The 20,810-nt window shown below is 60.1% G+C and carries 20 protein-coding genes; 13 read left to right on the top strand and 7 right to left on the bottom strand.

Annotated features, from left to right (window positions below; all coding sequences use genetic code 11):
* The first annotated feature begins 17 nt into the window (after positions 1-17).
* Genes def through CAF63_RS15630 form a run of 5 tightly spaced genes read left to right on the top strand, consistent with a single transcriptional unit; the run spans position 18 to position 4,581 of the window.
* Positions 18-524: a peptide deformylase gene (gene def, locus CAF63_RS15650; protein WP_007954104.1), complete on the top strand. Its 507-nt coding sequence runs from the start codon at positions 18-20 to the stop codon at positions 522-524.
* A 56-nt stretch (positions 525-580) separates the two neighbouring features.
* Positions 581-1,540: a methionyl-tRNA formyltransferase gene (fmt, locus tag CAF63_RS15645; RefSeq protein WP_085686158.1), complete on the top strand. Its 960-nt coding sequence runs from the start codon at positions 581-583 to the stop codon at positions 1,538-1,540.
* Positions 1,537-2,847, top strand: coding sequence for a 16S rRNA (cytosine(967)-C(5))-methyltransferase RsmB (gene rsmB, locus CAF63_RS15640; RefSeq protein WP_085686156.1), 1,311 nt, complete (start codon positions 1,537-1,539; stop codon positions 2,845-2,847). Before fmt ends, rsmB begins: the two co-directional genes overlap by 4 nt.
* Before the next feature lie 22 nt (positions 2,848-2,869).
* Positions 2,870-4,246: a Trk system potassium transporter TrkA gene (trkA, locus tag CAF63_RS15635; protein ID WP_085686154.1), complete on the top strand. Its 1,377-nt coding sequence runs from the start codon at positions 2,870-2,872 to the stop codon at positions 4,244-4,246.
* A 20-nt stretch (positions 4,247-4,266) separates the two neighbouring features.
* Positions 4,267-4,581 carry a tetratricopeptide repeat protein gene (locus tag CAF63_RS15630; protein ID WP_085686152.1) on the top strand — a complete coding sequence of 105 codons (315 nt, stop codon included), beginning with the start codon at positions 4,267-4,269 and terminating at the stop codon, positions 4,579-4,581.
* 52 nt (positions 4,582-4,633) lie between these two features.
* Here the strand turns inward: CAF63_RS15630 and CAF63_RS15625 are convergent, their stop codons facing one another.
* Positions 4,634-5,521 (bottom strand): lysophospholipid acyltransferase, encoded by an 888-nt coding sequence (locus tag CAF63_RS15625; protein WP_064379631.1) that lies wholly within the window; start codon positions 5,519-5,521, stop codon positions 4,634-4,636.
* A gap of 40 nt (positions 5,522-5,561) precedes the next feature.
* Positions 5,562-6,119, bottom strand: coding sequence for a DNA-3-methyladenine glycosylase I (gene tag / locus CAF63_RS15620; RefSeq protein ID WP_007954111.1), 558 nt, complete (start codon positions 6,117-6,119; stop codon positions 5,562-5,564).
* Between the two features lie 81 nt (positions 6,120-6,200).
* On the opposite strand from tag, the gene glyQ reads away from it, so the two are divergent.
* The 4 genes from glyQ (at position 6,201) to CAF63_RS15600 (ending at position 10,611) form a co-directional block, all read left to right on the top strand.
* Positions 6,201-7,154 carry a glycine--tRNA ligase subunit alpha gene (gene glyQ / locus CAF63_RS15615; protein ID WP_003187265.1) on the top strand — a complete coding sequence of 318 codons (954 nt, stop codon included), beginning with the start codon at positions 6,201-6,203 and terminating at the stop codon, positions 7,152-7,154.
* The gene (glyS, locus tag CAF63_RS15610; RefSeq protein ID WP_085686150.1) at positions 7,151-9,205 is read left to right on the top strand and encodes a glycine--tRNA ligase subunit beta; all 2,055 of its coding nucleotides are present in this window, start codon (positions 7,151-7,153) and stop codon (positions 9,203-9,205) included. The genes glyQ and glyS overlap by 4 nt, the downstream gene beginning before the upstream one ends.
* 4 nt (positions 9,206-9,209) lie before the next feature.
* The gene (gmhB, locus tag CAF63_RS15605) at positions 9,210-9,749 is read left to right on the top strand and encodes a D-glycero-beta-D-manno-heptose 1,7-bisphosphate 7-phosphatase (protein WP_178081293.1); all 540 of its coding nucleotides are present in this window, start codon (positions 9,210-9,212) and stop codon (positions 9,747-9,749) included.
* Between the two features lie 82 nt (positions 9,750-9,831).
* Complete coding sequence (locus CAF63_RS15600; RefSeq protein ID WP_085686146.1) at positions 9,832-10,611, top strand: 1-acyl-sn-glycerol-3-phosphate acyltransferase; 780 nt, start codon at positions 9,832-9,834, stop codon at positions 10,609-10,611.
* A 157-nt stretch (positions 10,612-10,768) separates the two neighbouring features.
* Here CAF63_RS15600 and CAF63_RS15595 read toward each other — a convergent pair whose 3' ends face one another.
* The gene (locus tag CAF63_RS15595) at positions 10,769-12,310 is read right to left on the bottom strand and encodes a HAMP domain-containing sensor histidine kinase (RefSeq protein WP_085686144.1); all 1,542 of its coding nucleotides are present in this window, start codon (positions 12,308-12,310) and stop codon (positions 10,769-10,771) included.
* Between the two features lie 166 nt (positions 12,311-12,476).
* On the opposite strand from CAF63_RS15595, the gene CAF63_RS15590 reads away from it, so the two are divergent.
* Positions 12,477-13,193, top strand: a complete 717-nt coding sequence (locus CAF63_RS15590; protein WP_085686142.1) for a response regulator transcription factor — start codon at positions 12,477-12,479, stop codon at positions 13,191-13,193.
* A 62-nt stretch (positions 13,194-13,255) separates the two neighbouring features.
* On the opposite strand, the gene gyrB is transcribed toward CAF63_RS15590, so the two are convergent.
* The 4 genes from gyrB to dnaA are packed head-to-tail and all read right to left on the bottom strand — an operon-like array spanning position 13,256 to position 19,451.
* Complete coding sequence (gene gyrB / locus CAF63_RS15585; RefSeq protein WP_085686140.1) at positions 13,256-15,673, bottom strand: DNA topoisomerase (ATP-hydrolyzing) subunit B; 2,418 nt, start codon at positions 15,671-15,673, stop codon at positions 13,256-13,258.
* Positions 15,674-15,678: 5 nt separating this feature from the next.
* Positions 15,679-16,782, bottom strand: a complete 1,104-nt coding sequence (gene recF, locus CAF63_RS15580; protein WP_003220208.1) for a DNA replication/repair protein RecF — start codon at positions 16,780-16,782, stop codon at positions 15,679-15,681.
* Between the two features lie 14 nt (positions 16,783-16,796).
* The gene (dnaN, locus tag CAF63_RS15575; protein ID WP_007954131.1) at positions 16,797-17,900 is read right to left on the bottom strand and encodes a DNA polymerase III subunit beta; all 1,104 of its coding nucleotides are present in this window, start codon (positions 17,898-17,900) and stop codon (positions 16,797-16,799) included.
* A 39-nt stretch (positions 17,901-17,939) separates the two neighbouring features.
* A complete protein-coding gene (gene dnaA / locus CAF63_RS15570) occupies positions 17,940-19,451 on the bottom strand; it encodes a chromosomal replication initiator protein DnaA (protein ID WP_085686138.1) in 1,512 nt (503 codons plus the stop codon).
* A gap of 568 nt (positions 19,452-20,019) precedes the next feature.
* Here dnaA and rpmH point away from each other — a divergent pair.
* The 3 genes from rpmH to yidD are packed head-to-tail and all read left to right on the top strand — an operon-like array spanning position 20,020 to position 20,810.
* Positions 20,020-20,154, top strand: a complete 135-nt coding sequence (gene rpmH, locus CAF63_RS15565) for a 50S ribosomal protein L34 (protein WP_003213577.1) — start codon at positions 20,020-20,022, stop codon at positions 20,152-20,154.
* Between the two features lie 16 nt (positions 20,155-20,170).
* Positions 20,171-20,572 carry a ribonuclease P protein component gene (gene rnpA / locus CAF63_RS15560; RefSeq protein WP_011336726.1) on the top strand — a complete coding sequence of 134 codons (402 nt, stop codon included), beginning with the start codon at positions 20,171-20,173 and terminating at the stop codon, positions 20,570-20,572.
* Positions 20,565-20,810, top strand: coding sequence for a membrane protein insertion efficiency factor YidD (gene yidD, locus CAF63_RS15555; RefSeq protein ID WP_010465488.1), 246 nt, complete (start codon positions 20,565-20,567; stop codon positions 20,808-20,810). The genes rnpA and yidD overlap by 8 nt, the downstream gene beginning before the upstream one ends.

Below are 20,810 nucleotides of genomic sequence, written 5' to 3'. Positions count from 1 at the left end.
GTGCAGCAATCAAGCTTATGGCCATTTTGAACATCCTCGAATTTCCGGACCCGCGTCTGCGCACTATCGCCAAGCCTGTGGCTGTAGTGGACGACGAAGTGCGTCAGCTGGTCGATGACATGTTTGAAACAATGTATGAAGCGCCGGGCATCGGCCTTGCCGCGACCCAGGTCAACGTGCACAAACGTATCGTCGTGATGGACCTTTCCGAAGACCGCACCGAACCCCGGGTGTTCATCAATCCCGAGTTCGAATCGCTGACCGACGAAATGGAGCAATACCAGGAAGGCTGCCTCTCGGTGCCGGGTTTCTACGAAAACGTCGACCGCCCGCAGAAGGTCAAGATCAAGGCTCTGGACCGTGACGGCAAGCCTTACGAACTGATCGCCGAAGGCCTGCTCGCCGTGTGCATCCAGCACGAATGCGACCACCTCAACGGCAAGTTGTTCGTCGATTACCTGTCCACGCTCAAACGCGACCGGATCAAGAAGAAACTGGAAAAGCAGCACCGCCAGAACGCTTGATGCCCCTCTCCAAAGGCTTGCTGCGGCAAGCCTTTTTCTTTTTATGAGACTCCCCCATGACTGAGCCACTGCGCATCGTTTTTGCCGGCACCCCGGAATTCGCCGCCGAACACCTCAAGGCCCTGCTGGACAGCCCTTACGAGATCGTTGCGGTCTACACCCAACCGGATCGCCCGGCCGGTCGCGGGCAAAAACTGATGCCGAGCCCGGTCAAACAGTTAGCGTTGGAAAACAATATCCAGGTGTTGCAGCCGCCGACCCTGCGCAATGCTGACGCTCAGGCCGAGCTCGCTGCGCTGAAGCCTGACTTGATGGTGGTGGTCGCCTACGGCCTGATCCTGCCGCAAGCGGTGCTGGATATTCCGCGCCTGGGCTGCATCAACAGTCACGCCTCGCTGCTGCCGCGCTGGCGCGGTGCGGCGCCGATCCAGCGCGCCGTGGAAGCGGGCGACGCCGAAAGCGGCGTGACCGTGATGCGCATGGAAGCGGGCCTCGATACCGGGCCGATGCTGCTTAAAGTCGTGACCCCGATCAGCGCCGAAGACACCGGTGGCAGCCTCCATGACCGTCTTGCCGAAATGGGCCCGCCCGCCGTGGTGCAAGCAATTGCCGGTCTGGCCGCCGGCACCCTGGAAGGCGAAGTGCAGAACGACGACCTCGCCACCTACGCGCACAAACTGAACAAGGACGAAGCACGCATCGACTGGAGCCGCCCGGCCATCGAGCTGGAACGTCTGGTCCGTGCCTTCAATCCATGGCCGATCACCCACAGCACGCTCAACGGCGAAGCGCTGAAAGTGCTGGCGGCGACACTGGCCGAAGGCAAAGGCGCACCGGGCACCATCCTCGGCGCCAGCAAGGACGGTTTGCTCGTCGCCTGTGGCGAGCAGGCGCTGTGCCTGACCCGTCTGCAATTGCCCGGCGGCAAGGCGCTGAACTTCAGCGATCTGTTCAACAGCCGTCGTGAGAAATTCGCCACCGGCACCGTGCTGGGCGCAGTGGTGGACGCACAATGAACCCGCGTCTGGCCGCCGCCAAGGCACTCGCCGCTGTCCTCAGTGGCAAGGCTTCGCTCAACAGCTCCCTGCCGACGCAACTGGACAAGGTCGAGGAACGCGATCGCGGTTTCACCCAGGACCTGGCATTCGGCACCGCCCGCTGGCAGCCACGTTTGTCGGCGCTGGCGGAAAAACTTTTGCAGAAACCGTTCAAGGCGGCGGACGCCGATGTCGAGGCATTGCTGCTGGTCGGTCTCTATCAACTGCTCTACACCCGCGTCCCGCCGCACGCCGCCATTGGGGAAACCGTCGGTTGCGCCGACAAGCTGAAAAAGCCTTGGGCGAAAGGTCTGCTCAACGCCGTACTGCGCAATGCCCAGCGCGAACACGAGGCGATCTTCGCCGAACTGGAGCGCGATCCGGTGGTGCGCACTGCTCACCCGCGCTGGCTGCAAAAATCCCTGAAGGCCTTCTGGCCTGAGCAATGGGAAGCGATCTGCGAAGCCAACAACGCGCACCCGCCGATGATCCTGCGGGTCAACCGCCGTCATCACAGCCGTGACGCGTACCTGGGTCTGCTGACTGAAGCCGGGATCGCCGCGCAGCCGTGCACTTTCAGCCGCGACGGTATCGTCCTCGACGCTGCTGCCGACGTGCGCAGCCTGCCGGGCTTCGCCGAAGGCTGGATCAGCGTGCAGGACGAAGCCGCGCAACTGGCCGCCGACCTGCTCGACCTCGCGCCAGGCCAGCGAGTGCTGGACGCCTGCTGTGCGCCGGGCGGCAAGACGTGCCACATCCTCGAAGCCGAACCGGCACTGGCCGGCGTGGTGGCGGTGGATCTGGAAGCCAAGCGTCTGGTGCGGGTGAAGGAAAACCTCGAACGCCTCGGTCTGAACGCCGAACTGATCGCTGCCGACGGTCGCGACACGGCAGCGTGGTGGGATGGCAAACCGTTCCAGCGCATCCTGCTCGACGCGCCGTGCTCGGCCACCGGCGTGATCCGCCGCCATCCGGACATCAAGCTGACCCGTCAGGCCGACGACATCGCCGCCCTCGCGCAACTGCAAGGCGAACTGCTCGACGCCATGTGGAAAACCCTCGAAGTGGGCGGCATCCTGCTCTACGCCACCTGCTCGACCTTGCCGACCGAGAACACCGAAGTGATCGCCGCGTTCCTTGAGCGTACGCCGGGTGCCCGGGAGCTGGATCTGGCCACCGCAGCGGGCATCAAGCAGCCCCATGGTCGCCAATTGCTGGCCCGGCAGGGCGGGCATGACGGGTTCTACTACGCCAAGCTGATCAAGATCGCTGCCGCGCGCGGCTAAACGGTTTCAATGGAGTGACTGGATGAAAATCATCATCCTCGGTGCGGGACAGGTCGGCGGTTCGCTGGCTGAACATCTGGCCAGCGAGGCCAACGACATCACGGTGGTCGACACTGACGGCGACCGTCTGCGCGATCTTGGCGATCGCCTCGACATTCGCACCGTGCAGGGCCGTGGCTCGTTGCCGAACATTCTGCGTCAGGCCGGTGCCGACGACGCCGACATGCTGGTCGCGGTGACCAACAGCGACGAAACCAACATGGTCGCCTGTCAGGTCGCCCACACCCTGTTTCACACCCCGACCAAGATTGCCCGGGTGCGCGAAGCGTCGTACCTGACCCGCGAGGAGCAACTGTTCCAGAACGAGGCGATTCCGGTCGACGTGCTGATCAGTCCCGAGCAGGTCGTCACCAACTACATCAAGCGTCTGATCCAGCATCCCGGCGCCTTGCAGGTGATCGATTTCGCCGAAGGCCAGGCGCAACTCGTCGCAGTGCGCGCCTATTACGGCGGGCCGCTGGTGGGGCAGCAACTGCGCCAGTTGCGCGAACACATGCCGAATGTGGAAACGCGGGTGGCGGCGATCTTCCGCCGCGACCGTCCGATTCTTCCTCAGGGCAACACAGTGATCGAGGCCGACGACGAAGTCTTCTTCATCGCTGCCCGTGAGAACATTCGCGCCGTGATGAGCGAAATGCGTCGTCTCGACGAAACCTACAAACGCATCGTCATCGCCGGCGGCGGGCAGATCGGCGAACGCTTGGCCGAGGCTATCGAAAGCCGCTACCAGGTAAAGATCATCGAGATGAACCCGGCGCGCTGCCGCTATCTCTCCGACACCCTCGACAGCACCGTGGTGCTGCAGGGCAGCGCGTCGGATCGCGACCTGCTGCTGGAAGAGAACATCGCCGACGCGGACATCTTCCTCGCCCTGACCAACGATGACGAAGCCAACATCATGTCGTCGCTGCTGGCCAAGCGTCTGGGCGCGAAGAAGGTGATGACGATCATCAACAACCCGGCCTACGTCGACCTGATCCAGGGCGGCGACATCGACATCGCCATCAGCCCGCAACTGGCGACCATCGGCACCTTGCTGGCCCACGTGCGCCGCGGCGATATCGTCAGCGTGCACTCGTTGCGCCGGGGGGCGGCGGAAGCCATCGAGGCGGTGGCCCATGGCGATTCGAAGTCGAGCAAGGTCATCGGCAAGGCTATCGAAAACATCGCGCTGCCGCCGGGAACCACCATCGGCGCGATCATCCGCGATGAAGAAGTGATCATCGCCCACGACGACACGGTGATTGCCGCAGGCGACCATGTGATTCTGTTCCTTGTGGATAAAAAGCATATTCGCGATGTGGAGAAGCTGTTCCACGTGGGCCTGAGTTTCTTCTGACCGACCAAGAGGCGAGACCGATGATCGAATCCCTGGAAAAAATGCTCGCCAAGGGTGTGGATAACTCGCTGCTGCGCTTTGGCCTCGGCAAGGGTTATCTGGATCTGGGGGAGAACGCGAAGGCGGCCGAGCATTTGCAGCGTTGCGTCGGCTTCGATCCCAAATATTCGGCGGCGTGGAAACTATTGGGCAAGGCGCAACTGGCGCTGGGTGATCTGCCGGCCGCGCGGCAAGCATGGGAGCAGGGGATGGAGGCGGCGCGGGCCCATGGCGACAAGCAGGCCGAGAAGGAAATGACGGTGTTTCTGAAAAAGCTTGATCGGCAGAAGCCGTGACGGCTGTGGATAACCCGTTTGGGTCAGGTTATCCACAAACGCCTCTCGCCGATCAGTACCAGCGCGCCTCGCCTGGCGGACGCTTCTTGAAGCGCTTCATGCTCCACATGTACTGGCTCGGATAAGCCGCCACGTAACGCTCGACCACCTGACTCATCGCCGCGCAGGAGGTTTCGGTGTCGGTGCTGTACATGGCTTCCGGCGCCGCTTCGAGGATCACCTTGTAGCCGGAACCGTCCGGCAGACGCAGGGCATGCAGGAACACCCCAACAGCTTTGCCCCCGGCGAGCATGTTCGGTACGAACTTGCTGGTCAGGGCCTGGGTGGCGAAAAACGGCACGAAGATCCCGGCGGATTCGGCCGGCTCCGGATCCGCAGGAATCCCCACCTGACCACCCTTGCGCACTTCCTTGATGACACTGAGGATGCCTTCCTTGGTCGACGCGGCGACCTTGTTGCCCAGTTGCACGCGTTGTTTGCGCAGCAATTCATCCACAGCCTTGAGCTTCGGCGGCCGGTAGAAAATGATCGGTTTGCACTGGCTGCAATAGAAGTGGTTGAGCACTTCCCAGTTGCCCAGGTGGCTGGTGATACCGACCACGCCCTTGCCCGAGGCCAGCGCTTCCTTCAGCACTTCGAGCCCTTCGACTTCGCGTACCAGGTCGATGGAACGCTGGGCCGGCCAGATCCAGGCGCAGGCGCTTTCGGTCAGGGACTTGCCGATGTCTTTCAGGGTCTGGCCAACCAGACGCTCACGTTCGGCCGGGTCCATCTGTGGAAAACATTTGGCCAGGTTGATCCGCACCACGTCGCGGGAACGGTTGGGGGTTTTCCACATGATCCAGCCGATGGCCGAACCCACGGCCTGCACGGCCCGCCACGGCAGCAGGGCAAACAGCCGCAGAGCGCCAACCAGCATGGCGCCTTTAAACTTTTCCACAGGTCACTCCTGATCTTGTGCTGTGCGCGAGGCGGCCATTCTAACCGGCGTTGACGAGCTGCGCGTAGCGGTCGCAGTCCTGAGTGTGATCCATGACCATCCCCGAGGCCTGCATCAGCGCGTAGCAGATGGTCGGACCGACGAAGGTGAAACCGGCCTTTTTCAGACCTTTGCTCATGGCCACGGCTTGCGGGGTGATGGCCGGGACTTCGCTGCGATCCTTGAAATGATTGATCACCGGTCGGTTATCCACAAACGACCAGAGAAACGCCACCGGATCTTCCAGCGCCAGCCAGGCTTGGGCGTTGCGTCGGGCGGCATTGAGTTTGAGACGGTTGCGGATGATCCCCGGATCGAGCATCAATTCGTCGATTTCCGCGTCGCTCATCTGCGCCACGCGCTGTACGTCGAAGCCGAACAACACCTCGCGATACCGCTCGCGCTTGCGCAGCACGGTGATCCACGAAAGCCCGGCCTGGAACCCTTCGAGCAAAAGCAACTCGAACAAACCCTGCGCATCGCGTAGCGGCGTGCCCCACTCCTGATCGTGGTAAGCCATGTACAGCGGATCTTCGTTGCACCAAAAGCAGCGTGGCATAAGGCTCCAGGGGGTGGAGGTGCGACTGAATCGGGTATACTCCCGCTCTTTAAATCGCAGCCCAAGAAACAGGTGAATTTCGTGAGCCAGCCTACGCCAGCCGTGCGTACCTTCCAAGACTTGATCCTCGCGCTCCAGCAATACTGGGCCGAGCAAGGTTGTGTGGTACTTCAGCCCTACGATATGGAAGTAGGCGCCGGCACTTTCCACACCGCGACATTCCTGCGTGCCATCGGCCCGGAAACCTGGAACGCCGCTTACGTGCAGCCAAGCCGCCGTCCGACTGACGGCCGTTACGGCGAAAACCCGAACCGTCTGCAGCACTACTACCAATTCCAGGTAGTCCTGAAGCCGAACCCGGACAACTTCCAGGAACTGTACCTGGGCTCCCTCAAGCATGTCGGCCTGGACCCGCTGGTCCACGACATCCGCTTCGTCGAAGACAACTGGGAATCGCCGACCCTCGGCGCCTGGGGTCTGGGCTGGGAAGTCTGGCTGAACGGCATGGAAGTGACCCAGTTCACTTACTTCCAGCAGGCGGGCGGCATCGAGTGCTACCCGGTGACCGGCGAGATCACCTACGGTCTCGAGCGTCTGGCCATGTACCTGCAGGGCGTGGATTCGGTCTACGACCTGGTCTGGGCTGACGGTCCGTTCGGCAAAGTGACCTACGGCGACGTGTTCCACCAGAACGAAGTGGAGCAGTCCACCTACAACTTCGAACACGCCAACGTCGACAAACTGTTCGAGCTGTTCGACTTCTATGAAAGCGAAGCCAAGCGCCTGATCGAACTCGACCAGCCGCTGCCGTTGCCGAGCTATGAAATGGTCCTGAAGGCCTCGCACACCTTCAACCTGCTGGATGCGCGCCGGGCGATCTCGGTGACTGCGCGTCAGCAATACATTCTGCGCGTTCGCACCCTGGCGCGTTCCGTCGCCCAAGCCTACCTGCTGGCCCGCGCCAAGCTGGGCTTCCCGATGGCAACCCCGGACCTGCGTGACGAAGTACTGGCCAAGCTGGAGGCTGCACAATGAGTGCTCAAGATTTTCTGGTTGAACTGGGCACCGAAGAACTGCCACCCAAAGCCCTGAACACCCTGGCCGAAGCGTTCCTGGCCGGTATCGACAAAGGCCTGCAAGCTGCCGGCCTGAATTACGAGACCAAAGCCGTCTACGCCGCGCCGCGCCGTCTGGCTGTGCTGATCACCGCGCTGGCCACCCAGCAGCCGGATCGCAGCATCAACCTCGACGGCCCGCCACGTCAGGCCGCGTTCGATGCTGAAGGCAACCCGACTCAAGCGGCACTGGGCTTCGCCAAGAAGTGCGGCGTCGAGCTGAGCGAAATCGACCAGAGCGGTCCGAAACTGCGCTACAGCCAGAACATTGCGGGCAAGCCGACTGCAAGTCTGCTGCCGACCATCGTCGAAGACTCGCTGAACGACCTGCCGATCCCGAAACGCATGCGTTGGGGTGCGCGCAAGGAAGAGTTCGTGCGTCCGACCCAGTGGCTGGTGATGCTGCTCGGCGACCAGGTCATCGACTGCACGATCCTCGCTCAGAAGGCAGGCCGTGAGTCCCGTGGCCATCGTTTCCACCACCCGCAAAGCGTGCGCATCGGTTCGCCGTCGAGCTACCTGGCCGACCTGCGTGCCGCCTACGTGCTGGCCGATGCCAACGAGCGTCGCGAAATCATCAGCAAACGCACCGAAGAACTGGCGACCCGTCAGGAAGGCACTGCGATCGTGCCGCCGGCGCTGCTCGACGAAGTGACCGCGCTGGTCGAGTGGCCAGTGCCGCTGGTGTGCTCGTTCGAGGAACGTTTCCTCGACGTGCCGCAGGAAGCGCTGATCACCACCATGCAGGACAACCAGAAGTACTTCTGCCTGCTGGATGCCGACGGCAAGCTGCTGCCACGCTTCATCACCGTGGCCAACATCGAATCCAAAGACCCGCAGCAGATCATCGCCGGTAACGAGAAAGTGGTTCGCCCACGCCTGACCGACGCCGAGTTCTTCTTCAAGCAGGACAAGAAGCAGAAGCTCGAAGCGTTCAACGATCGCCTGCAGAACGTGGTGTTCCAGGAAAAACTCGGCAGCGTCTACGACAAGGCCGAACGTGTTTCGAAACTGGCCGCGTACATCGCCGCACGCATCGGCGGCAACGCTTCGTGGGCCGCCCGCGCAGGCCTGCTGTCGAAGTGCGACCTGGCCACCGAAATGGTCGGCGAGTTCCCGGAGATGCAAGGTGTCGCCGGCTACTACTACGCCCTCAATGACGGCGAGCCGGAAGACGTCGCCCTGGCGCTAAACGAGCAGTACATGCCACGCGGTGCCGGCGCTGAACTGCCAGCCACCCTGACCGGTGCGGCCGTGGCCATCGCCGACAAGCTCGACACCCTGGTCGGCATCTTCGGCATCGGCATGCTGCCGACCGGCAGCAAAGACCCGTATGCCCTGCGCCGTGCGGCACTGGGCGTGTTGCGGATCCTGATCGAGAAACAACTGGATCTGGACCTGAACGATGCCGTGGCGTTCGCTGTGAATTCCTTCGGCGCGAAGGTCAAGGCTGCCGGCCTGAACGACGCAGTGCTGGAATTCATCTTCGACCGTCTGCGTGCGCGTTACGAAGACGAAGGTGTGGATGTGGCCACCTACCTGTCGGTACGTGCCTTGAAACCGGGTTCGGCGCTGGACTTCGACCAGCGTGTGCAAGCGGTTCAGGCCTTCCGCAAACTGCCGGAAGCGGCAGCACTGGCGGCGGTGAACAAGCGTGTGTCGAACCTGTTGAGCAAGGTGGAAGGCTCGGTGCCGACTGAAGTCCAGGCCAAATACTTCGACAACGCCAACGAGTTTTCGCTGTACTCGGCGATCCAGCAGGCGGACCAGGCTGTACAGCCAATGGCCGCGGCGCGTCAGTACAACGAATCGCTGGCACGTCTGGCCGCCCTGCGCGAGCCGGTCGACGCGTTCTTCGACGCGGTAATGGTCAATGCCGAAGACGCTAATGTGCGGGCCAACCGCTATGCGCTGCTGGCACGTCTGCGTGGCCTGTTCCTGGGCGTTGCCGACATTTCGCTGCTGGGTTGAGGGATTGCTGTTGAAACTGCTGATTCTCGATCGGGACGGAGTGATCAATTACGACTCCGACGCTTACATCAAGTCGGTGGAGGAGTGGATTCCGCTCCCCGGCTCGATCGAAGCGATTGCGCAGTTGAGCAAGGCCGGCTGGACGGTGGCGGTCGCCACCAACCAGTCGGGCATTGCTCGCGGCTATTACGACCTCGCCACCCTCGATGCCATGCACGCGCGCCTGCGCGAACTGGTGGCGGAGCAGGGAGGTGAAGTCGGGCTGATCGTGTATTGCCCGCATGGGCCGGACGAGGGCTGCGATTGCCGCAAGCCGAAACCCGGCATGCTGAAAACCATCGCGCAGTATTACAACGTCGCGCTGACGAATGTCTGGTTCGTCGGCGACAGCCTTGGTGACCTGGAGGCCGCCAAAGCCGTCGATTCACAGCCCGTTTTGGTAAAGACCGGGAAAGGCGAAAAGACTCAGGCCAAGACCTTGCCGGTGGGCACCCTGATTTTTGACGATCTCGCGGCGATTGCCGCAGAACTTATCCACAACTAGAGTACTTCTGAAGTTCCTGACCAGGGATTGATCGGGAGTGCGCTTGAACAGTCGGGCATTGCCCGTAACGGTAAACGTCGCCATGTCGATACTGCAGGCCATCAGAATTTTCCTCTTTTACCTGCTGCTGGGCACCACCGCTCTGCTGTGGTGCAGCCTGAGCTTTTTTATCGCGCCCTTTCTGCCGTTCAAGGCGCGCTATCGCTTCATCAACGTGTACTGGTGTCGTTGCGCCTTGTGGTTGACCAAGGTGTTCCTCGGTATCCGTTACGAAATCAAAGGCGCGGAAAACGTGCCTGACCGGCCCTGCGTGATTCAATCGAACCACCAGAGCACCTGGGAGACGTTCTTTCTCTCCGCTTATTTCTCGCCCTTGAGCCAAGTGCTCAAGCGCGAATTGCTGTATGTGCCATTCTTCGGCTGGGCGATGGCCATGCTGCGGCCGATCGCGATTGACCGCGACAACCCGAAAGCCGCCCTCAAGCAGGTCGCGGCGAAAGGTGATGAGTTGCTCAAGGACGATGTCTGGGTGCTGATCTTCCCTGAAGGCACTCGCGTTCCTCATGGCACTATCGGCAAGTTTTCCCGCAGTGGCAGCGCCTTGGCGGTGAATGCGGCGCTTCCGGTGCTACCAATTGCACACAATGCCGGCAAGTTCTGGCCGAAAATTGGTTGGGGTAAAAAGCAGGGTGTGATTACCGTGGTCATCGGTGAGCCGATGTACGCCGAGGGCAGTGGCCCGCGCGCCATCGCCGATCTGAATGACCGGGTGCAGGCGTGGAACGAGAAAACGCAACGAGAAATGGGCTCGCTGCCTCCGGCCCCTCAGGCACCGGCTGCGAACGATCAGATCGCTGTCTGAGATTTGTGGATAACCTGTGTACGGTTTGTTCGCAAAATCCTGAATTATTGAATTAACTTACTGATTTACTTATATATTTCCGAAGCTGATAAAACACCGTAAAAGGTGCATAAGTTTTTTTCGGAAGTAAGGAAACCGGCTGATATAGCCGGTTTTTTTATGCCTGCTCTTCAGCGATCAGCGGCAGTTCCACACGGAATGTCGTGCCTTGATCGACCACGCTCAGACATTCAATTCGGCCGCCATGGTGATCCACCACGGCTTTAACCATCGACAACCCCAGGCCCACGCCGTCGATGCCCTGTGCAGAAGAAAAGCGCCGGTACTGGCTGAATAGGTCGGGCAGCTCCTCTGCCGCGATGCCTTTGCCTTGATCGGTCAGTTCACAACGCAGCCAGTCGTTGTGGCAACTGACACGCAGATCGACGGTTGATCCGGCCGGGCTGTACTTGATTGCATTTTCCAGCAGGTTGAACAGTGCGCGGGTCAGCAAGCCCTGATCGGCCAGGATCAGCCGCTCGTGGGATTGTTCGTCCATGTCACTCAAGAGCTCGATGCGCTTTTGCTGGGCGATGGGCAGTGCCTGATCCAGCACATCCATGACCAGCATCCCGAACAGGCTTGGTTGAAACTGATACGCCTCGGATTCGGCCCGGGCCAGCAGAACGAAGCCGTCGGTAAGTTCCAGCGCCCGGCGTACCTGGCGCTCAATCTGTTCGAACAGCGGCGAATCTGTTCCCGTCTGATGCCGGTGTACCTCGAGCAGGGCAAGAATCGCCGAATGAGGGGCGCGCAGGTCATGGGACAGAAAGCGCAGCAACACGCCACGCTGTTCCTCGGCGGCGCGTTCGGCGCTCAGGTCAGTGAGACTCAGGAGCCAGCCGATCGGCAGGTCGCCATCGACGGGCAACAACGCAGCACGCTCCAGGCGCAGGCTGCGTTCCTTGTGATCACGAAACTCCAGCAGAGGCAGCTCGGAGAGCGACGGGCGAGGATCTGTGGATAACTCCGGATAGCCCAGGCTCGCCAGTTGATCGAGCACATCCTCGCCCACCAGAGTGTGATCGAACAGGCTCCGGGCCTTGCGGTTGCCCAACAAGACTTGCCCCCGTGGATCGCTGATCAGCGTTGCGACCGGCAGATACTCCAGCCCGTCGGCAATGAATCGGCGGGTATCACGGGTACGACTCATGGCTTGCTCAAGCGCCATGATCTGCCCCTGCAAGCGGTCGGCGCTGGGAAACTGCGCCCGACGTCGTTCAGGGAAAACTTTCGGTTCGCTGTCCAGCCGCGCCAGCTCCCAGCCGAAGTAGGTCAGCACCACGCTAAGGCGTCGCCAGTTCCAGATCAGATAACCGAACAGCATGCCCAGCGCCGCAGGCGTGGGTGACCACCAACGGCGTATTTCAGCCAGGCCTGCACTCGTCAACAGCACGCAGGCAATTCCGCCGAGTGTCACCCAGATTGCCAGACGCGGGCGCCACAGAAGCAATCCCAACACGCAAGCCACCAGAGCAATCGACAACATCGCGCCAGCGACTGGCGCCGGGTCATGCAAATTGATCTGCGCTCGCCAGGAAAGCAGTGCAGTCAGCGGCAACAGCACTAGACTTATCCACACCCACTCGCGCACCAGTTGCCGGAACAAACGCTGAACCTGGCTGGGTACACGGCTTTCGTGTCGGCGCTGGTTATTCATGGGAAACAGGGCAGGGCGGGTTGAATGGTTTCATAGGCAGCCGGTCTGAGGACGTAGACCCGAAGAATCATAGCGGCTCACCCCACGGCGTGCCGCTTACTTTCACTGCATGGAGTCAGCCGATCAGACCGGCATCCATTGCCCGAGCGACAAGGAACCACCGCGTATGCGCGTTGCGATACTGGACGATGAACCCGCCGAACTGCGACGGGTCGAGCAGACCCTGCAAAAAATGGCAGAGGCCGGAGGGCAGCCCTGGTCACTGCACAGCTTCGAAAGTGGAGAAGACCTGCTGCGACAGCTGCGCCGGGAAACCTTCGACCTGCTGATCCTTGATTGGCAATTGCCCGACCTTACCGGCCTGGCGCTGCTGCGCTGGACCCGCGAACACATGGAAGCCCCTCCGGCGGCCATCATGCTGACCAGCCGCGACGGTGAAAGCGATATCGTCCAGGCCCTGAATGCCGGAGCCGACGACTACGTCAGCAAGCCGTTTCGGCCCAATGAACTGAAGGCCCGCGTGGCGGCAGTCCTGCGTCGACACAGCCTGCAACGTAGCGCCCCGGCCGACGTCCTGCGTTTCAACGACCTGGTGTTCGACGACGCCGAGCTGACCGTCACCCGCGACGGGAAACCGATCGTCATGACCGAGCGCGAGTATCGCCTCGCCCATTGCCTGTTCAGTAACCTCGGCCGACCGCTGTCACGGGATTACCTGTACGAACGATTCTGGCCCCACGAAGAAATGTCCACGTCGCGACCGCTGGACACTCATATCTATCGCCTGCGCAACAAGCTCGGGCTGACGGCGGATCGGGGTTGGCAGTTGCTGACGATTTATGGGTATGGGTATCGGTTGGAGAGTGTGGCGGCAGGGGAGTGAATCGCAGGCAATAAAAAAGGCCAACGCTTGTGCGTTGGCCTTTTCGTTGGCGCTGACCCGGATCAGAAATCCAGGTTGGACACCGCCAGAGCATTGCTCTCGATGAAGTCACGGCGAGGTTCGACCGCATCACCCATCAGGGTGTTGAAGATCTGGTCTGCGCCGATGGCGTCTTCGATAGTGACTTTCAGCATGCGGCGCACGCTTGGGTCCATGGTGGTTTCCCACAGCTGATCCGGGTTCATTTCACCCAGACCTTTGTATCGCTGAATGGTGTGGCGCTTGGTGCTTTCGGCCATCAGCCAGTCCAGGGCTTCCTTGAACTCGGTGACCGCTTTCTTGCGCTCGCCACGCTGGATGTACGCCCCTTCATCGAGCAGGGTGCTCAGTTGAGCGCCGAGGGTGACGACGGTCTTGTAGTCGTTGCTGCCGAAGAAGTCGCGGTTGAAGGTGACGTAGTTCGACAGGCCGTGGGAGATCAGCTCGACCTCTGGCAGCCACACGCCACGCTCGCGGTCTTCACGCAGGCTGGCCTTGTAGACCAGGCCCGACTTCTCGACGGTGCGCAGACGGACTTCGTACTGGGCCAGCCAGTCTTGCATCTTGGCGTGGTCGCCGAGCATTTCCAGGCTGACGGCCGGCAGGTAGATGAAGTGCTCGGTCAGCTCCTGCGGATACAGGCGCGACAGACGCTTGAGGGTCTTCATTACCATGCGGAAGTCGTTTACCAGACGTTCGAGCGCTTCGCCGGAAATGCCCGGGGCGTCTTCGTTCAGGTGCAGGCTCGCGTCTTCCAGGGCCGACTGCGTCATGTACTCTTCCATGGCGTCGTCGTCTTTGATGTATTGCTCTTGCTTGCCTTTCTTGACCTTGTACAGCGGCGGTTGGGCGATGTAGATATAACCGCGCTCGATCAGTTCAGGCAGCTGACGGAAGAAGAAGGTCAGCAGCAGGGTACGGATGTGCGAACCGTCGACGTCAGCATCGGTCATGATGATGATGTTGTGATAGCGCAGCTTGTCGATGTTGTACTCTTCGCGACCGATACCGCAGCCCAGCGCGGTGATCAGGGTACCCACTTCCTGGGACGAGATCATCTTGTCGAAACGGGCTTTCTCGACGTTCAGGATCTTGCCTTTCAGCGGCAGGATGGCCTGGGTCTTGCGGTTACGCCCCTGCTTGGCAGAGCCGCCCGCGGAGTCACCTTCCACGAGGTACAGTTCGGACAGCGCCGGGTCTTTTTCCTGGCAGTCAGCGAGCTTGCCCGGCAGGCCGGCGATGTCCAGCGCACCTTTGCGGCGGGTCATCTCACGAGCCTTGCGCGCCGCTTCACGGGCACGGGCAGCGTCGATCATTTTGCCGACGACCAGTTTGGCTTCGTTCGGGTTTTCCAGCAGGAAGTCGGAGAAGTACTTGCCCATTTCCTGCTCGACCGCGGTCTTCACTTCGGAAGACACCAGCTTGTCTTTGGTCTGGGAGCTGAACTTCGGATCCGGCACCTTCACCGAGATGATCGCGGTCAGGCCTTCACGGGCATCGTCACCGGTGGTGGCGACTTTGTGCTTCTTCGCCAGACCTTCCTGCTCGATGTAGTTGTTCAGGTTACGCGTCAGCGCGGAACGGAAGCCCACCAAGTGGGTGCCGCCGTCGCGCTGCGGAATGTTGTTGGTGAAGCACAACAGGTTCTCGTTGAAGCTGTCGTTCCACTGCAGGGCAATTTCCACGCCGATGCCGTCTTCACGCTGGATGTTGAAGTGGAACACCTGGTTGACCGCAGTCTTGTTGGTATTCAGGTATTCAACGAACGCACGCAGACCGCCTTCGTACTTGAACAGCTCTTCCTTGCCGCTGCGCTCGTCCTTGAGGACGATGCCGACACCGGAGTTGAGGAAGGACAGCTCACGAATGCGCTTGGCCAGGATGTCCCAGCTGAAGTGTATGTTCTTGAAGGTTTCCTTGGAAGCCTTGAAGTGAATCTGGGTACCGGTGGTTTCGCTGTCGCCAACGATCGCCATCGGTGCCTGAGGTACGCCGTGGACGTAGGTTTGTTCCCAGATCTTACCGCTGCGGCGAACGGTCAGGACCAGCTCTTCGGACAGCGCGTTCACAACCGAAACACCTACACCGTGCAGACCGCCGGATACCTTGTAGGAGTTGTCGTCGAACTTACCGCCAGCGTGGAGGACGGTCATGATGACCTCGGCGGCGGAAACGCCTTCCTCTTTGTGCACGTCTACCGGGATGCCACGGCCGTTGTCTTTAACGGTAATGGACTCATCCGGGTGGATGATGATGCTGATGTCGTCGCAGTGGCCGGCGAGGGCTTCGTCGATCGAGTTGTCGACCACCTCGAACACCATGTGGTGCAGACCGCTGCCATCGTCGGTGTCACCAATGTACATACCGGGACGTTTGCGCACGGCATCCAGGCCTTTCAGCACTTTAATGCTCGATGAGTCGTACGTATTTTCTTCGCTCAATGCCTTCACTCCCGATGGTCGTGGGTCTGGGTGATACGGCCCTGTTCCACGTGGAACAGAGCGACTGGCGTTTCCGTCTGCCAGCCTTCCCTCAATAATTCGTGATCTACACAGGTGATAAAGACCTGGCAGCGTAAGTCTTCCAGCAAGCGGCACAGCGCGCGACGGTGGCTCTCGTCCAGCTCGGACGGCAAGTCATCCACCAGATAAATACACTGGCCGCGTCGGGCCTGACTCACCAGATGCCCTTGGGCAATCCGCAACGCACAGACCACCAACTTCTGCTGACCCCGGGACAAGATGTCCGCGGCGTTGTGTGCGCCCAATCTAAGACGCAAGTCAGCCCGTTGTGGCCCAGCCTGGGTATGACCCATTTGCTGGTCCCGTTGCACGGAACCGGCGAGTACAGCGCTCAATTCCCGGTCTTTGTCCCAGCCTCGGTAATAGCTGAGCGTCAAACCTTCGAGCTCAACCAGTTCGCTCAAGGTTTGTTCAAAGACTGGTTTCAAGGCTTTGATGTAAGCGCGGCGGTATTCATCGATTTCAGCGCTGGCCTGGCACAGTTCCCTGTCCCAAACCGCTTGCGAAACGGCGTCAAGTGTACCATGCCGCAGCCAGGAGTTTCTCTGGCGCAAGGCCTTCTGCAAACGCTGCCAGGTGGCCATGAACCGCGGCTCGACGTGGAACACACCCCAGTCGAGGAACTGCCGGCGAATCTTCGGCGCGCCTTCCAGCAGGCGAAAGCTGTCGGGGTTGATCAACTGCAGCGGCAGGATCTCCGCCAGTTGCGCAGCGCTGCGGGCATTCTGACCGTCGATGCGGATCTGGAATTCGCCCTGACGGTCGCGGGAAATTCCCAATGCACTGTGGCCACCTTCGGCGAGCTCCACCTGACCGAATACGGTACAGGCAAGCTGTTCATACTGAATGACCGGCAACAGCCGCGTGCTACGAAACGAACGGGCAAGCCCCAGCAGGTGAATGGCTTCCAGAACACTGGTTTTGCCGCTGCCGTTGGCGCCGTAAAGAATGTTGATTCGGGGGGAGGGGGAGAAGGTCACCGGGTGCAGATTGCGCACCGCGGTGACCGAGACGCGACTTAGCGACATCCAGAGTCAGCTGATTACAGACGCATCGGCATGACAACGTAAGCCGAATCGTCATTGTCAGACTCTTGCACCAGCGCACTGCTGTTGGAGTCGGACAGGATCAGACGAACCTGCTCAGTGGTCATCACGCCCAGCACGTCCAGCAGATAGCTGACGTTGAAGCCGATCTCCAGGGAACCGCCGTTGTATTCCACGCCGACTTCTTCTTCCGCTTCTTCCTGCTCCGGGTTGTTGGCCTGGATCTTCAGCTGACCGCTTGCCAGTTGCAGACGGATACCGCGGTATTTCTCGTTGGACAGAATCGCGGTACGGCTGAATGCCTCGCGCAGCGCCTGACGATCGCCGAGTACCAGTTTGTCGCCGCCCTTCGGCAGAACGCGCTCGTAGTCCGGAAACTTGCCGTCGACCAGTTTCGAAGTAAAGGTGAATTCGCCGGTGGTCGCACGGATGTGATGCTGTCCCAGGACGATGCTGACATTACCGTCCGGCTCGGTGAGCAGACGTGCCAGTTCGAGAATGCCTTTACGAGGCACGATCACCTGATGGCGTTCCTGCTGACCGATGTCGGCCTGCATCGAGCACATGGCCAGACGGTGACCGTCGGTAGCCACGGCACGGATCACACCGGTCGACACTTCCAGCAACATACCGTTGAGGTAGTAACGCACGTCCTGTTGAGCCATGGCGAAACTGGTGCGTTCGATCAGGCGACGCAGCTTGCTCTGTTCCAGACTGGTGGTCAGCGAACCCGGACCTTCTTCCACTGTCGGGAAGTCATTGGCCGGCAGGGTCGACAGAGTGAAACGGCTACGGCCGGCTTTCACCACCAGCTTCTGCTCGTCGACCTTGATGTCGATCAGCGCATCGTTCGGCAGGCTCTTGCAGATGTCCATCAGCTTGCGCGCAGGCACGGTGATGGAACCTGTTTCAGCCGGCTCCTCGAGTTGCACGCGACCGACCAGCTCGACTTCCAGGTCGGTACCGGTCAGCGACAGTTGCTGGCCATCGACAACCAGCAGCACGTTGGACAGTACCGGCAAGGTCTGTCGGCGCTCGACGACGCCTGCGACCAGTTGCAGGGGTTTCAACAGGGCTTCGCGTTGAATGGTGAAATGCATGGTCTAGTCCCTTGCCTTAATAAGCTGCGCTGGTGTTCATCAAGTGGTCAGAGTACGCAGCAGGTTCTTGTAGTCCTCGCGGATGTCCGCGTCGGATTCCTTAAGTTCGTTGATCTTGCGGCAGGCGTGCAACACGGTCGTGTGGTCGCGGCCGCCAAACACATCGCCGATTTCCGGCAGGCTGTGGTTGGTCAGTTCCTTGGACAATGCCATGGCCACCTGACGCGGACGAGCGACCGAACGCGAACGGCGTTTGGACAGCAAGTCGGAGATCTTGATCTTGTAGTACTCGGCGACGGTGCGCTGAATGTTATCCACAGAGACCAGTTTGTCCTGCAGCGCCAACAGGTCCTTCAGGGATTCGCGAATCAGCTCGATGGTGATGTCGCGGCCCATGAAGTGCGAGTGGGCGATCACGCGTTTCAGCGCGCCTTCCAGCTCACGGACGTTGGAGCGAATGCGCTGGGCAATGAAGAACGCCGCATCGTGTGGCAACTCGACTTTGGCCTGGTCGGCCTTCTTCATCAAGATGGCTACGCGGGTTTCCAGCTCCGGCGGCTCGACGGCGACCGTCAGGCCCCAGCCGAAGCGGGATTTGAGGCGCTCTTCAAGGCCTTCGATTTCTTTCGGGTAGCGGTCACTGGTGAGAATGACCTGCTGGCCACCTTCAAGCAGGGCGTTGAAGGTGTGGAAAAACTCTTCCTGGGAACGTTCCTTGCGGGCGAAGAACTGAATGTCGTCGATCAGCAGGGCGTCCACCGAGCGGTAGAAACGCTTGAACTCGTTGATCGCGTTCAGTTGCAGCGCCTTGACCATGTCGGCCACGAAACGCTCGGAATGCAGGTACACGACCTTGGCATTCGGGTTCTTCTTTAATAGATGGTTACCCACCGCGTGCATCAAGTGCGTCTTACCCAGACCCACGCCACCATAAAGGAAGAGCGGGTTGTAGCCGTGCTTGGGATTGTCTGCCACTTGCCAGGCCGCCGCACGGGCGAGCTGGTTGGATTTACCTTCGACGAAGTTCTCGAAGGTGAAGGTGCGGTTCAGGTAGCTGGTGTGCTTGAGCGCGCCTTCGACCTGCACGGTGCGCTGCTCGGCGCGAACCGGGGCCTGTTGTGAGGCAGCACCGGCCATCGGATCGAAGCTGTCGCGGGACGGCTCTTCACTGATTTCCTCGGTTTTCTGCGTCGAACGTTTGGTCGGTGCAGGCGCTGGCGAGCTGGCCGGCGCGGCGTTGGCCTGAGCCTGGGACACTTGCGCAGCAGCCAACGGCGCATTCGGTGCGGCACGCGGCGCCGAACTGCGTTTGCTGCCTATTAATAAGGAAAGCGACGGTGCCAGACCGTTGCCATGCTCATCCAGCAGTTCAAGGACGCGTCCCAGGTACTTTTCGTTGACCCAGTCCAGAACAAAACGGTTCGGTGCGTAGACGCGCAACTCGTCGCCTTCGGCTTCGACCTGTAGTGGACGGATCCAGGTGTTGAATTGTTGGGCAGGCAGCTCTTCGCGCAAAAGCTCCACGCACTGCTGCCAAAGTTCCACTGACACGGATATCCCCTAAGTTGAAAGCCGGTGAGGCAAAAACAAGCGGCCATTGTAGCGGCCAGTCGTCCACTTATCCACATGCAGGTTGCCCGGTGGACATGATTTATCAATGCGTTAAACGAGAAAAAGGCGACCGACGGTGTGTGCATAAGCTCTGTGGATAACCCCATCTGAGCACACTGGACAACTGGGGGCGAAAGTCGGTGGATAACCTGCCTGTGGATAACCATCTATTCCACACACAGGTTATCCGACAGCACAGCACAGGCTTGACACGGTTTTCCAGTGTAGTTGTCATTCTCTGTACATCGCTTGCAACAAGGCCTTGAGACAGTTATCCACAGAGAACGCCGTGCCTAGCTTTTACAAGCTTTACAGAAAAGCTTTAAATAATTCCCTTCTTTATTTTTATCTTTGGCAAACCGCGTAATCAGGTCCTGGCAGCTCCGAAGATCTATTTATAAGGAAACGTTGGTTGGAAATTGACCTATTGGCTTGCTTTCTCTAGAATCCCCGGTCTCTTAAAACGGGGGCCATTCCGGCCCGTTGTGGACGAACCAGGTAACACGACATGAAACGTACTTTCCAACCAAGCACTATCAAACGCGCTCGTACCCACGGTTTCCGTGCTCGCATGGCTACCAAGAACGGTCGTGCCGTACTGTCGCGTCGTCGCGCCAAAGGCCGCGCACGTCTGGCAGTTTGATAATCCGGCACTGGAGGTGAGTCAGGACTTCAGTCGGGAAAAGCGTCTGCTTACACCCCGGCATTTCAAGGCAGTCTTTGACTCCCCTACCGGCAAGGTTCCGGGGAAGAATCTCCTGCTCCTTGCGCGCAACAACGATCTCGATCACCCCCGTCTCGGGCTGGTTATCGGGAAAAAGAGCGTCAAGCTCTCCGTCGAGCGCAATCGCCTCAAACGTCTTATGCGCGAATCGTTTCGCCTGCACCAGGATTCACTGGTCGGCTGGGACATCGTTATCGTCGCGCGCAAAGGTTTGGGTGACGTAGAAAACCCCGAATTGATTCAGCATTTCGGCAAACTCTGGAAACGTCTGGCACGCAACAAGCCGGTACCAGCAGTCAAAACCGAAACTGTAGGGGTAGACAGTCCAGATGCGTAAACTGGCACTCGTTCCGATCCAGTTTTATCGCTACGCCATTAGTCCCCTGATGGCCAGTCACTGTCGTTTCTACCCCAGTTGTTCTTGCTACGCGTATGAAGCCATCGAAAATCATGGCCTTCTGCGCGGTGGCTGGCTGACCTTTCGTCGTTTAGGTCGCTGTCATCCGTGGAATCCCGGTGGTTATGACCCGGTTCCACCTATCCCTACCTCCCGTTCTTCTTCGATGGCCGAGTAA

This window comes from Pseudomonas sp. B20(2017), assembly GCF_002113125.1.
Classification (GTDB): domain Bacteria; phylum Pseudomonadota; class Gammaproteobacteria; order Pseudomonadales; family Pseudomonadaceae; genus Aquipseudomonas.
The sequence above is the reverse complement of the archived record's forward strand: the minus strand, read 5'-3'. Positions and strand labels throughout refer to the sequence as shown.

Excerpts from the sequence above, each read along its gene's own strand:
- def (WP_007954104.1), top strand. The coding sequence starts at position 18 with ATGGCCATTTTGAACATCCTCGAATTTCCGGACCCGCGTCTGCGCACT.
- glyS (WP_085686150.1), top strand. The coding sequence starts at position 7,151 with ATGAGTGCTCAAGATTTTCTGGTTGAACTGGGCACCGAAGAACTGCCA.
- rsmB (WP_085686156.1), top strand. The coding sequence starts at position 1,537 with ATGAACCCGCGTCTGGCCGCCGCCAAGGCACTCGCCGCTGTCCTCAGT.
- CAF63_RS15590 (WP_085686142.1), top strand. The coding sequence starts at position 12,477 with ATGCGCGTTGCGATACTGGACGATGAACCCGCCGAACTGCGACGGGTC.
- tag (WP_007954111.1), bottom strand. The coding sequence starts at position 6,119 with ATGCCACGCTGCTTTTGGTGCAACGAAGATCCGCTGTACATGGCTTAC.
- CAF63_RS15600 (WP_085686146.1), top strand. The coding sequence starts at position 9,832 with ATGTCGATACTGCAGGCCATCAGAATTTTCCTCTTTTACCTGCTGCTG.
- dnaN (WP_007954131.1), bottom strand. The coding sequence starts at position 17,900 with ATGCATTTCACCATTCAACGCGAAGCCCTGTTGAAACCCCTGCAACTG.
- rpmH (WP_003213577.1), top strand. The coding sequence starts at position 20,020 with ATGAAACGTACTTTCCAACCAAGCACTATCAAACGCGCTCGTACCCAC.
- CAF63_RS15630 (WP_085686152.1), top strand. The coding sequence starts at position 4,267 with ATGATCGAATCCCTGGAAAAAATGCTCGCCAAGGGTGTGGATAACTCG.
- recF (WP_003220208.1), bottom strand. The coding sequence starts at position 16,782 with ATGTCGCTAAGTCGCGTCTCGGTCACCGCGGTGCGCAATCTGCACCCG.
- fmt (WP_085686158.1), top strand. The coding sequence starts at position 581 with ATGACTGAGCCACTGCGCATCGTTTTTGCCGGCACCCCGGAATTCGCC.
- yidD (WP_010465488.1), top strand. The coding sequence starts at position 20,565 with ATGCGTAAACTGGCACTCGTTCCGATCCAGTTTTATCGCTACGCCATT.
- CAF63_RS15595 (WP_085686144.1), bottom strand. The coding sequence starts at position 12,310 with ATGAATAACCAGCGCCGACACGAAAGCCGTGTACCCAGCCAGGTTCAG.
- trkA (WP_085686154.1), top strand. The coding sequence starts at position 2,870 with ATGAAAATCATCATCCTCGGTGCGGGACAGGTCGGCGGTTCGCTGGCT.